Source organism: Ferrimonas gelatinilytica, assembly GCF_039544205.1.
GTDB lineage: Bacteria > Pseudomonadota > Gammaproteobacteria > Enterobacterales > Shewanellaceae > Ferrimonas > Ferrimonas gelatinilytica.
Genome location: NZ_BAABLF010000011.1, coordinates 73,559 through 85,309, shown reverse-complemented (window position 1 = coordinate 85,309; position 11,751 = coordinate 73,559). Strand labels below are relative to the sequence as shown.

The following is an 11,751-nucleotide window of genomic DNA, read 5'->3' as shown; positions in this document are numbered from 1 at the left end:
GGGGCAAGCCTGAAGTCAACTATTTGGAGCGGCACACGAGGTTCGAACTCGTGACCTCAACCTTGGCAAGGTTGCGCTCTACCAACTGAGCTAGTGCCGCATTTTGTCGCCGCCCCACTCTGAGTGATTATCAAGGCAGGTTGCGCTGCTCTCTCCAACCGCACTGAGTCAGTGCTGCATTGTCATCCCGAATCAACACCGGAACCGCTTCTTGCGAAGACTTGAATTTGGAGCGGCACACGAGGTTCGAACTCGTGACCTCAACCTTGGCAAGGTTGCGCTCTACCAACTGAGCTAGTGCCGCATTTTGTCGCCGCCCCACTCTGAGGGTTATCAAGGCAGGTTGCGCTGCTCTCTCCAACCGTACTGAGTCAGTGTCGTACAATCCGTTTTTCAGCCGCTCTCAACGGGTTTTCCCCTCAACAGCGAGGGCGCATTATAAGCAAATCGTTTTGCTCCGCAACCCCCGAAAAGAGAAATTTGCGCCGACTGGCTAAATTTTGAAAACCGTCTGCCGGTAGAACTCCAGCTCTGCGATCGATTCACGAATATCATCCAGCGCCTGGTGTGAGCCGGACTTACTAAACTGCTCCAGCAGCTCTGGCTTCCAACGACGAGTCAACTCTTTGATGGTACTGACATCGAGGTAGCGATAATGGAAGTAGGATTCCAGTTGAGGCATGTACTTGACGAGGAATCTCCGATCCTGAGCAATGCTGTTGCCACAGATCGGGGATGCGCCCTGAGGGACCCACTGCTCCAGAAACGCCAGGGTCTGACGCTCGGCCTCAACAAGATCGATCTGACTGTGCTGCACCCGTTCAACGAGCCCACTCCCCCCGTGGGTACGCTGATTCCACTCATCCATCTTGTCCAGCTCGGACTGGGATTGATGGATCGCGATCACCGGGCCCTCGGCTAACACCTTTAACTGGCTATCAGTCACTATCGTGGCGATTTCGATGATGGTGTTCTGATCCGGATCCAGACCAGTCATCTCCAAATCAATCCAGATCAAATTCGTGGGATCTTGAGCCATCCAATCCTCTCGTCTCGGGCTTTACCGGTAAAATGGGGTATCATACGGGTTTTATTTTACATTAGACACGGTTTGCCAGGAGCACAGTGAGCAAGGGCAAGAAGAAACTCACCAAAGGTCAGATGCGTCGGGTTCGTGCGAACCGGGATAAACGACTGACCAAGCGAAACGAGCCACAATGGGACAACGACGCCCTCGGGCCCCAGTGTGCCGGACGGATCGTGAGTCGCTTCGGCCAGCATGCGGACGTGGAGAGCAGCGATGGCGAGATCTATCGGTGTAACTTGCGCCGCACCATTGGCAGCATTGTTGTCGGCGACCGCGTCGAATGGCGCAAGGGTAATGAAGCCTTGGCAGGGATCGCTGGCGTCGTAGAGGCAGTGCATCCTCGCACCAGTGAATTGCGGCGGCCGGATTACTATGATGGTCTCAAAGTGGTGGCGGCGAATATTGATCAGATCCTGATCGTTTCCGCCGTGGTGCCGGAACTGTCGTCCCAGATCATCGACCGCTATCTGGTTGCCGCAGAGGATACCGAGATCCCACCGGTGCTGGTGCTGAACAAGGTCGACCTGCTGGACGATGAAGCCCGTACTCAAGTGGACCGGATCCTGGCCCCCTACCGGGCGATTGGCTATCCCATCCACCTGGTATCCAGTGAGACCGGTGAGGGGCTTGCCGCCTTGCAGCAGTGCCTTCCGGGTAACACCAGTATTTTCGTTGGTCAGTCGGGCGTGGGTAAATCGTCGTTGATCAACGCCCTGATGCCCGAAGCCGCGCTGGACATCGGCGCCGTCTCCGAGAACTCCGGTCTCGGACAACACACCACCACCACCGCAAAGCTGTTACGTTTTCCCAGTGGCGGGGAGCTCATCGACTCCCCCGGCGTTCGCGAATTCGCTCTCTGGCACCTGGCGCCGGAGCGGGTCACCTGGGGCTTCAAAGAGTTTCGTCCCTACCTCGGGGGCTGTAAATTCCGTGACTGTAAACATGGCGACGATCCTGGCTGTGCCCTTCGCACGGCTGTTGAACAGGGTGAAATCAGCCAGCAGCGCTTCGACAATTATCATCGTATCTTAGAAACCATGGCGTCTGAGCGACCAACGCGGCACTTTGCCGATCCGCTCAACGATAAGTAACAAAGGAAAGTTCCGTGTCCCTGGACAAATTGAAAATTCAACTCCAGTACATCCTGCCCAAGCATGCGGTCTCCCGCCTGGTAGGAAAATTTGCCGCCTCAGAGGCCGGCCCGCTGACCACCGCCTTTATCAAGTGGTTCATCCGTCAGTACGGCATCAATATGCAGGAAGCCTTGATCGAGGATCCGAAGGCCTTCAAAACCTTCAACGACTTCTTCACCCGTGAACTCAAGCCGGGGCTGCGGCCGTTAGCCGAGGGTGAGCACAACCTGCTGCAGCCGGTCGATGGCCGGGTGAGCCAACTGGGGCCCATCGTGGATGATCGACTGATCCAGGCGAAAGGCCATGATTTCGGCCTCCAGGAGTTGCTGGGTGGCCACGACAGCGATGCCGAGGCCTTCAAAGAGGGGCACTTCACCACTATCTACCTCTCTCCGCAGGACTACCATCGCATTCACATGCCCTGTGACGGGGTGCTGACGCGGATGATCTACGTCCCCGGTGACCTATTTTCCGTTAACCCCCTGACTGCGGCCAATGTTCCGAGACTGTTCGCCCGGAATGAGCGGGTGGTTACCCTGTTTGAGACCGCCCATGGTCCCATGGCCATGGTGCTGGTGGGGGCGACCATTGTTGCCAGCATCGAAACCGTCTGGGCCGGAACCGTTACCCCTCCCACTGGTGGTCAGGTGATGGCTTGGGATTATCCTACCGATGGTGACCAGGCGATCCGCCTAGCCAAGGGTGAAGAGATGGGTCGATTTAAACTCGGCAGTACCGTCGTCGCCTGCTTCGGCAAGGGGATGCTGGCCCAATTCGACGATGTGTTCACCCAGGATGCACAGACTCGCCTCGGCCGCCCCATGGCTCACTGCCAACCTCGCTGAGCCCCCTGGCCGGGTCGCCGAACAGCGGCCCGGCTGTCTTGTTTACCCTCCGTCCCGCTTATTCCGGCTAATTCGCTGTTACGGCTCTATTTTTCATTGAGAAGCGATAGTCACCCCCCTCTTTCTCCGCTACACTTGCGCCGTTTTCCTCGCCTCTAGTCTAAGTTGATCACCATGTGGCGCATTCTGCTCTGTCTGTTGACCCTCCTGCTCGTGCCCGCGAGCCAGGCCAGTTCGGCGTTTTCCCTGGAACGACGCCTACTCTCCCTCGACCCCCAACAAAGCCCATCCCTGACGCTGGAGCAGTGGCAGGAGCAGCATAAAAACGTTCAGCAACAGACCGATCAGCTGCGCCAACAGATGCAACAGTTCGAACAGCGCAAGGCACAGCTTCACCGCCAGCTCAATGAACCCCTGCCCGCCGGCGTCGATAACGATCAGCCCATCAGCCAACAGCAATCCTGGATCCACTCCCAGCTGCAGGAGCTTAAGAGCAGCGCCGAGTCGCTCCGCCAACTTCAACAGCAGGTCAGGCTGCGCCTGTCCCAGCTGCCTGAAATCGAGGAGAGTGCGCATCAGCAGCTGGTACTAGCACAGGGCATGTCTGATCAGGACGGTCTTGCCAGCGCCCGCCAAGCCTACTTCTCCGCCTTGCTGACGCTGATGCAACTGGAGCACCAGAGCCTGCCACAGGATCTGGAGCTGATCAGCCTGCGTCAACGCCTGGTCCAGAGTCAGCAAACATCATTGGAGCTTAAGCTGACTCAGCTTAACCGCCGTGCAGAAGCTGAGCGCCGCAAGCAGAGCGAGACGGCCCTTAGGGAGAACCCGGCCCGAGCACCCGAACGCGAACGGGATCCTCGGCTCAGTCGCTTAAGCGAGGAAAATGCCCACCTGGCCCGAAGCCTGGCGAAGCTCAACGGCCAGATCGAGTCGATCAGCCAGTCCCTGCTTCAGGCCGAACAACGTTACAAGTCTCAGAGCAGCGAACTGAACGAAACCCGGGAGCAGCTCGAGTGGGGCGACGCCAGTGCACGATTTGGCAGCACCCTGATCCGCCGCCTAAACCAACTCGAGCGGCAGCCCGAAGGGATCGACACCACTTCTGCACTGAGTAACAGTCGGCTGCAGCGTTACGACTATGAGCGCCAGCTGGAACAGCTACAACGCGGCATGGATGACCCGTCTGAGGTAACCCATGAGTTGCATCAACGTCAACAGGAGCTACTGATACAACTGATTGAGGGTCATGAACGCCTGGTGGTAGAGCTGACCCGGTTGAAGCTTCAGCAGCAGGAGCTTGCCACCCTGCAAAGCAACTTCAAACAGTTAATTACGGAGTACCTGTTCTGGCTGCCCAACGCGCCGGTGTTGAGTGCCGACACCCTGAAAAACTTCAGCCTAAGCCTCAGCTGGCTCACGGACCCCAAACGGTTTGAAGAGCTAAGCCAGGCGATGCAGTCACAGCAAGCCGCCTGGTCTTGGTGGCTGCTGCTGTTGGTCTTAATGATTGTGTTACTTGACCTGCTGCAGCGCCCCTACCAGCAGCGGCGAAAGCGGCACGCCCAGTACATTGGTAATGTTACCCGGGACCGCTTCAGTGACTCTCTTCGTGCCCTGCTGCTGGCCCTGCTTTTCGGCCTGCTGCCGATGCTGCCACTGTGGTTAGCGGGCGCCATCTGGCTGCACAATGAAGAGTTTGCCTTTGCCAACGCCCTTGGTCAGGGCGTGCTGGCGCTGTCGCTGGTGCTGCAACTCTACCTCTGGGTCCGCCTGCTGACCCACCCAGAAGGATTACTGGTGGCCCACTTCCGTCGCCATCCTCCCCTGGTCGCCAAGCTCAACAAGCTGCTGTTCAAGGTCCACCTGATTGCCGCCCCCTTGATGGCTCTGTTGGCGATCACCGAGGCCCTGGACCTGCCGCTGTTAACCACCAGTCTGGGACGGATCTCCTTCATCCTGCTCTGCCTGCTGACCAGCTATAGCTTCCGCCGGTTGGCCGCCCTTTCCCGGGAGTACCACGAGCACCACAGCAAGACGGATATCAATCAACGTATGCTGGAGCGGTTGATCTGGTTGACGCTCTTCGTTGTCCCCCTTATCGCCCTGGTACTGGCCTGGCGAGGTTACTACTACAGCGCCCAGCAACTGCTGGGGCAGGCCCAGATCACTGTCACCGCGGCTATTGCTTTCCTATTGATCTACCTGATGATCAAGCGCTGGATGCTGATCGAGCGGCGGCGCCTCCAGTTTGAGCTTGCCAAGGCGCGCCGCGCCGAAGTACTGGCAATGCGGGAGCGAGAAAAATCAGAAGGGCAAGGCAGCACCAGTGCCGAAGGCCAGCTGGATTTTGACGACTCCCAACTGGATCTGGACACCATATCCAGTCAATCCCTCGGGTTGATCCGCTCTTTGATGTTCCTCTCGTTCGCGATGACCCTGCTGGCATTGTGGAGCCAGACCCACCCAGCCATGTTCAGCTTCCTCGATGGCATCACCCTCTACTCCAGTGGCCAGATGGTGGGCGGCATAGAGCAAGCGGTCCCCATCACCCTAAAGTCCCTGGTCACAGCGCTGGTTATCGGTGCCTTCACCTGGATGATCGCCCGCAACCTGCCGGGGCTGCTCGAGCTTATGCTGTTGCAACGACTGGAGTTGAGTCCCGGCACCGGCTTTGCCGTTTCCACCGTCAGTAAGTACCTGGTCTACATGATCGGGATCGTAGCCGTCTTCTCCACTCTGGGGTTAGCCTGGAGCAAGATGCAGTGGCTTATCGCCGCGCTTACCGTCGGCCTGGGCTTTGGCCTTCAGGAGATCTTTGCCAACTTTATCTCCGGCCTCATTATCCTGTTTGAGAAGCCAATCCGTATCGGGGACACCGTGACCATCCGTGACCTCTCCGGTACCGTCTCCAAGATCCAGATCCGCGCCACCACCATCGTCGACTGGGACCGAAAAGAGATCATCGTCCCCAACAAGGCCTTCATCACCGAGCAGCTGGTGAACTGGTCGCTGTCCGATGCCATTACAAGGGTGATCCTCAAGGTCTCAGTGGCCCGGGACTCCGACCCGGCTTTGGTCGAAGCGGCCTTGCATCAGGCGGTGCAGGAGAGCCCCCACTCCCTCAGCCAACCGGAGCCGGAGATCTATTTCGGTGGCTTTGGTACCCACACCCAGGATTTCGAAGTGCGCGCCTACGCCGACGAGATGGGCAAACGTTGGCCGCTGCGACATGATCTGCACATGAGAATCACCGCCAAGTTCCGCGAAAAGGGAATCGTATTGGCCTACCCACAGATGGATCTGCACCTGGCCCCCCAGGAGATCAAGGAGAGCGGCCTGGTCCGCAATTAAGGGAACTCCCGAATGAAAATCATTGCTCACCGCGGCGCCTCGGCGGATGCGCCGGAAAACACCCTGGCGGCGATGGAGCTGGCTCTGGAGCAGGACGCCGATGCCATCGAACTGGATGTCCACTGCGTGGAGGGGGAACTGGTGGTGATCCACGATCGCTACCTGGACCACACCACCAGCGGCCAGGGACTGGTGCACAATATGACCCTGGCGCAGCTGGCCACTCTGGATGCCGGCGGTGGCCAGCGGGTGCCGACTCTCTGGCAGGTGATGCAGTGCGTGGCCGGACGTTGCGACATCAATATCGAGCTAAAGGGACTGGGAACGGCGGATCCCCTGCTGCCCCTGCTGGCCCGGGCGGAGCAGAGCCTGGGGTTCAATCCCGAGCAGTGGCTGATCTCCTCTTTCCACCACCCGATGCTGGCGCAGGTGAAGCAAGCGCGGCCAGAACTGAAGATCGGCACCCTGTTTGCTGGCTGCCCGTTGCGCTACGCCGAGGTCGCCAGTGAGCTAAATGCCCACTCGGTGCACCTGAGCGCCAACTTCCTCGATGCAGAGCTTCTGGCGGACAGCCGCCGTCGGGGCACCAAGATCTACGTCTATACCGTCGACCGGCCCGACGAGGTCGCCGAGATGATCGAACTGGGTGTAGACGGGATCTTCACCAACTACCCGGCCCGTACCCGCGCCCTATGCCACAGCCAGAGGCTGGCACCGGGCAAGGTGTGGCGTTGACGATCACATCTGTCGGGCGCGCTCTGCGGCCAGGCCGATGGCCACGAACGCCAGAGTAACCACCAGCAACAGCCAGCCGGCGGAGAGCTGAGCCAGCTGCTTCGCCAGCCAGGGCGCGCTCTGAGTGATCAGCAACCCGTAACCCAAGGTCACCAGCAGCACAAACACCAGGGTGCGAAGCAGAAAAGGCCACTGACGAATACGCCGCCGCAGCTGCCCCTGCAGCCAGGGCGCCACCACCACCAGCAGACAGACCATCAGGGCGATGGAGATATCGAAAAGGTAGGGATAGAGCGTCCGACCCAGGCTGGTGACCAGCTCATGCAACCAACTCATAGTACTTTCCTTAGTGAAAACCGAGACGTATCGTAACAGCCAACGCGCAATGAGGAAGAGGTGACATGACCAGAATCGCCATTCTTACCGGACAGAACGACCAGTACCAGGGCCTGCTTGAGTCCCAGGGGGTGGCGGTTTCACAGCAGGTAGCGGGCTCGCCCATCTGGCTTGCTGAACCTGGCCGCGCTGCTGCGTTGCTGCGTCAAGGCCACCCGCCCCCAACCTGGCTGGCCAGTACCTACGCCGGCGTCGATGCGTTGATGGCCGAAGATCTGCCCCGCAACTACCAGCTCACCAACGTTCGAGGGATCTTCGGGCCATTGATGGCCCAGTACGTCTTTGCCCATCTGCTGAGCCACTTACGACAACTGCCGCTCTACGTCCAACAACAAGCGCGGCGGCTGTGGCTGCCCCATCCCTACCCCAGCCTCGAGGGGCAATGCCTGACTCTACTGGGTACCGGGGATATTGCCCGGCAGATCGCCCGGGTGGGCAAGAGCTTTGGCATGACCCTGCATGGCGTCAATCGCAGTGGGCGGGAGGTCGCGGGGTTTGATCGGGTGTACCCCGCTACAGAACTCAAAACCGCCCTGGCCCAGAGCGACGTGCTGGTCTCAATACTGCCCTCGACACCGGAGAGTCGTCGGCTACTCAATGCCGACACCCTCGCCGCCCTGCCCTCCCACGCCACCCTGATCAACGTGGGACGCGGCAGTGTGCTGGATCCCTCTGCGTTGGTGGCAGCGTTGAATGAAGGGAGATTGGCTCATGCGGTGCTGGATGTCTTTGATGAGGAGCCGCTGCCCGCGGATTCCCCGCTGTGGCAACATCCCAAGATCACGCTGACCCCCCATGTGGCTGCCACCAGCTTTCCCGAGCAGGTCGTAGCGCTGTTTGTACAAAACCTTACCCGGTTTAAACAGGGGCAGTCGCTGCTGCACAGGGTGGATTTCGAACGCGGCTACTGAGCAGGCACCTGGGTCAGGGCATCATCCGAAGGGCTCAGTAACAACAGCAAGGCCGCGCTGCAGGCGCGGCCTTGGATCCATCCGTCTCAATCTTTAATGGAATCAGCGCCCGATCTTACCCTGGATCTTGTGCTCAAACTCCAGCTGGGGCACCGACAGGGTCATCTCCACCTGCAAAGGCTCGGCCCCCAACTTTCCCTCGGCCTCAGCGTCGATCAGCAGCTGCTCCAACTCCTGGTGGGATTGGATCCCCACCTGCTTAAGAAACCGCCGAATGGCGCCATCCCGTTGTTCCCTATCCATCCTTTTCTCCTTTGTTTCTCAAAGTGATAACACTCACTCTCAGTTATAAACCAAGGAGTGGAGACGCGCTGGAAAAGCGGGCTCCAAGCCGGAAAATCGCCTAAAACATTCGCTTAACGGGCTCGCAAGCCGATACGGGCCAACAACGCCGCCAGCGCCAGGGTCACAACGATGGTCGCCCCCGAAGGCAGATCCAGTGTTGCCGACAGCCCGAGGCCTGTAGCAAACCCCAGCACACCCACGGTATAGCCCCACCACAGGGCCGCTGCGCCCTGGCGTCGAACCACCGCCAGGGCCGGCAGAACCAGGCTGGCGAAGACCAAGTAGACCCCAACCAGCTGAACCGACAGGGGGATCAGCAGCGCAAACAGCAGGTAAAACTGAGGCCCGCTCAGCCAGTGTGGACGCCAGTAAAGCAGCGCCAAGATGACCCCGGTGAGCAGTGCCGGAAACCGCAGGGCTGGCCAGTCGAGCCAGAGGATCTGGCCCGACAGCAGCTGCTTAAGCAACTCACCGCCGTGGGGATCCTTGGCCAACAGCAGCATCGCCGCCACGGCGGCCAGCACGTAGAGGCAGCCGATCAACGCCTCCAGCTCCTCCCTCAGGTAACGCTCCAGCAGGGCGATCCCTGCTGCCGATCCCAGGGCGAAGAGCATCGGCAGCAGGTAATGCAGCCCCGGCACCGACTCGGCGCCGGGCCAGGTGTGCACCAGCACCGCGCCAAGTGCAGCCACCTGCGCAATGGCCAGATCGATAAAGATGATGCCGCGCTTAAGCACCTGCTGGCCGAGGATCACATGGGTCGAGAGCACTAGCAATCCGGCTGCCAAGGCCGGCGCCAGAATGCTGATCAGGACCGGATCCCAGTTCATTCTGCTACGGCCAACAACGCGGCCAAAACCGCATCATAGAGGGCAAAGAGATCCTCGATCTCATCGCCGGGGCCGAAAGGCAGGGCCAGCACCGGTACGCCGGAGCGTGTCCCCAGCCAGTTGGCGCCACGGGGGTCCTGGTAGCCGGCGTGTAGAATCGCCATCACCGGTCGCTGCTCTGTCAGCTCAAGTAGGCTGGCCAGGTGGCCACTGGTCGGCGGCAGGCCAGGCTTGGGTTCCAGATCCCCGACCTGCTCCATGCCCAGCCAGTCAAGCAGGTAGCGGAAGCTGCTGTGGTAGGCGATCACCGCCTGCCCCCGCAGCGGTGCAGCCTGCTGCTGCCAACGCTGAGTTGCGTCCTGCCAGCGGGATTGGAAATCCTCGTTGCGAGCCAGGAAGTTCGACGCCTGCTCAGGTACCAATTGTGCCAGCCGTTGGGCCAGTGCCTCGGCAACCTGGGCCACCCGCTCCGGAGAGAAGTGCAGATGGGGATTACCCTCTGCGTGGACATCCCCCCGGCTTCGGTCCAGCTCGGTTTGCTGATCCAGGGTCTCTACCTGGTCCGCGGCATAAAAGATCCCCGGCTGACCATCACGCACCTGGGGATTGTTGGCCTTCATCTGCAGCATCGGCAGCCAGCCCACCTCCAGATCGGCGCCGGCGCAGATCACCAGGTCCGCCTTTCGCATCCGGGCGATCAAGGAGGGACGCGCCTGGATCTGGTGGGGATCCTGCAGCGCCGTGGTGGCGCTGAAGATCTTGGCTTGCGGCGCCAGCTCCCGCGCCAGTGCGGCGTACTCCGGCTCACAGGCGAAGATCTCCAGGGCCGATACCGAGGGTGAAGCCAGTAGCATCAGGGCTGCGGCCCAGAGCTTAGAACTGATGCGCACCGTGAGCCCCCAATGTCATAACGTATTGCAGTGTAAACACCTGGTCATCGAAATCGCCCAGCTCCGTCACCCGCTGATCGACGTATTGCAGCCGCACCGTTGAGAAATGACTGGGATGCCAGGCAACCATGGCTTCGACCTCCCGGATCCGGGCATCATGGAAATGCCCCTCCTCTTCTAGCTCCTCCCACAAGGCGGCATTCATCTCGCCATAGCGCAGGCCGACGGACCAGCTCGGCGCAAACTGATAAACCCCGGAGAGGTACCAGCCATCAAAGAACTCCGGCTCATGTTCCTCGGTGGCCAGAATGCCGGGTTCATGAGGATCCGAATCCTCGGCGAAGGGCGCATTCAGGTAGAAATACTCCCCACTGAGCGTCAGATGGCGGTACTTGTAGTTCCCCCCGGGGGCCCACTTATAAACCGCCGACAGGTTATACAGATCTCGCCCGGTAAAGCGGGCCCCATGGGCGTGCTCGTGCTCATCGACCACCTCGGCCACCTCGACATGATCATGGGGCTCGGCATGGCCCTGGCCGTTCTCATTACGCAACCAGGAGAGCGCGACCTGCCAGCTGTGGTCGATGCCGATATCGCCGCCAAACTTGGTGTAGAGGTGGTACACACCCACGGTCTCCGGGTGATCAAGATCCTCGGCCTGCAGTGGTGCACCGTCAAACAGCTCCCCACCCAGCTCCCAGTAGAGGTCTGTCGGCGCAACCCAGTTGATCCGGATCCCGTCATCGAAGTAGTGGTTGCCCAGCAGGGCACGGTAGACCGCCGGGCGGGAGACGAAGGCATCGCTGTGCAGGTGCTGGCCGTTGAGATAACCGGTCTCCGCAAAGAAACGGCCTGCTCGCAGGGAGAGTCCCGCCGGCATTGCCAGCGTCTGGATAAAGGCCTCTTCCAGCTCCAACTCCAGCTCACCCTCAAAGCTCTCCAGCACTGTGGTGACCTTACCGTAGAACTTGTCATCAATGGTGGCGGACAAGGCCAGCTCGGTATGGCCCAATCCGAAACCGGTGTCGCGGTAATCCAGCGGGCGCTCGCCCTCCTGGTAATAACCATCCAGAGCCAGGGAGATAGCGGGGTTGCTCAGAATCTCAGCCGAGAGAGAAGCGGAAAAAGGGGCCGACAGACAGGCACCTAAAGTGATGGCGCGACGTTGCCAGGGAGTATTCATCTGTATTCACCAACAATTGAAGTAAAGACGCGGTCCCCCGAA

The 11,751-nt window shown here is 59.9% G+C and carries 11 protein-coding genes and 2 tRNA genes; 5 read left to right on the top strand and 8 right to left on the bottom strand.

The window, feature by feature from the left end; all coding sequences use genetic code 11:
• Positions 1-24: 24 nt before the first annotated feature.
• From ABD997_RS09550 to orn, 3 genes are all read right to left on the bottom strand, one after another.
• A tRNA-Gly gene (locus ABD997_RS09550) sits at positions 25-100 on the bottom strand.
• 128 nt (positions 101-228) lie between these two features.
• Positions 229-304, bottom strand: a tRNA-Gly gene (locus ABD997_RS09545).
• A gap of 189 nt (positions 305-493) precedes the next feature.
• Positions 494-1,039, bottom strand: a complete 546-nt coding sequence (gene orn / locus ABD997_RS09540; protein ID WP_345316783.1) for an oligoribonuclease — start codon at positions 1,037-1,039, stop codon at positions 494-496.
• A gap of 86 nt (positions 1,040-1,125) precedes the next feature.
• On the opposite strand from orn, the gene rsgA reads away from it, so the two are divergent.
• From rsgA to ABD997_RS09520, 4 genes are all read left to right on the top strand, one after another.
• The gene (gene rsgA, locus ABD997_RS09535; RefSeq protein ID WP_345316782.1) at positions 1,126-2,178 is read left to right on the top strand and encodes a small ribosomal subunit biogenesis GTPase RsgA; all 1,053 of its coding nucleotides are present in this window, start codon (positions 1,126-1,128) and stop codon (positions 2,176-2,178) included.
• Positions 2,179-2,192: 14 nt separating this feature from the next.
• Positions 2,193-3,065, top strand: a complete 873-nt coding sequence (gene asd, locus ABD997_RS09530) for an archaetidylserine decarboxylase (RefSeq protein ID WP_345316781.1) — start codon at positions 2,193-2,195, stop codon at positions 3,063-3,065.
• 174 nt (positions 3,066-3,239) lie between these two features.
• Complete coding sequence (locus ABD997_RS09525) at positions 3,240-6,419, top strand: mechanosensitive ion channel domain-containing protein (RefSeq protein ID WP_345316780.1); 3,180 nt, start codon at positions 3,240-3,242, stop codon at positions 6,417-6,419.
• A gap of 12 nt (positions 6,420-6,431) precedes the next feature.
• Positions 6,432-7,154: a glycerophosphodiester phosphodiesterase gene (locus ABD997_RS09520; RefSeq protein WP_345316779.1), complete on the top strand. Its 723-nt coding sequence runs from the start codon at positions 6,432-6,434 to the stop codon at positions 7,152-7,154.
• 3 nt (positions 7,155-7,157) lie between these two features.
• Here ABD997_RS09520 and ABD997_RS09515 read toward each other — a convergent pair whose 3' ends face one another.
• Positions 7,158-7,490 carry a DUF3392 family protein gene (locus ABD997_RS09515; RefSeq protein ID WP_345316778.1) on the bottom strand — a complete coding sequence of 111 codons (333 nt, stop codon included), beginning with the start codon at positions 7,488-7,490 and terminating at the stop codon, positions 7,158-7,160.
• Positions 7,491-7,555: 65 nt separating this feature from the next.
• Between ABD997_RS09515 and ABD997_RS09510 the strand changes: the two genes are divergently transcribed.
• Positions 7,556-8,461, top strand: a complete 906-nt coding sequence (locus ABD997_RS09510) for a D-2-hydroxyacid dehydrogenase (protein WP_345316777.1) — start codon at positions 7,556-7,558, stop codon at positions 8,459-8,461.
• A gap of 102 nt (positions 8,462-8,563) precedes the next feature.
• Here ABD997_RS09510 and ABD997_RS09505 read toward each other — a convergent pair whose 3' ends face one another.
• From ABD997_RS09505 to ABD997_RS09490, 4 genes are all read right to left on the bottom strand, one after another.
• Positions 8,564-8,764 (bottom strand): DUF6494 family protein, encoded by a 201-nt coding sequence (locus ABD997_RS09505; RefSeq protein WP_345316776.1) that lies wholly within the window; start codon positions 8,762-8,764, stop codon positions 8,564-8,566.
• Positions 8,765-8,877: 113 nt separating this feature from the next.
• Positions 8,878-9,636, bottom strand: coding sequence for a metal ABC transporter permease (locus tag ABD997_RS09500; protein ID WP_345316775.1), 759 nt, complete (start codon positions 9,634-9,636; stop codon positions 8,878-8,880).
• A complete protein-coding gene (locus ABD997_RS09495) occupies positions 9,633-10,526 on the bottom strand; it encodes a metal ABC transporter solute-binding protein, Zn/Mn family (RefSeq protein WP_345316774.1) in 894 nt (297 codons plus the stop codon). Before ABD997_RS09495 ends, ABD997_RS09500 begins: the two co-directional genes overlap by 4 nt.
• Positions 10,510-11,709 (bottom strand): hypothetical protein, encoded by a 1,200-nt coding sequence (locus ABD997_RS09490; RefSeq protein WP_345316773.1) that lies wholly within the window; start codon positions 11,707-11,709, stop codon positions 10,510-10,512. Before ABD997_RS09490 ends, ABD997_RS09495 begins: the two co-directional genes overlap by 17 nt.
• Positions 11,710-11,751 lie beyond the last annotated feature (42 nt).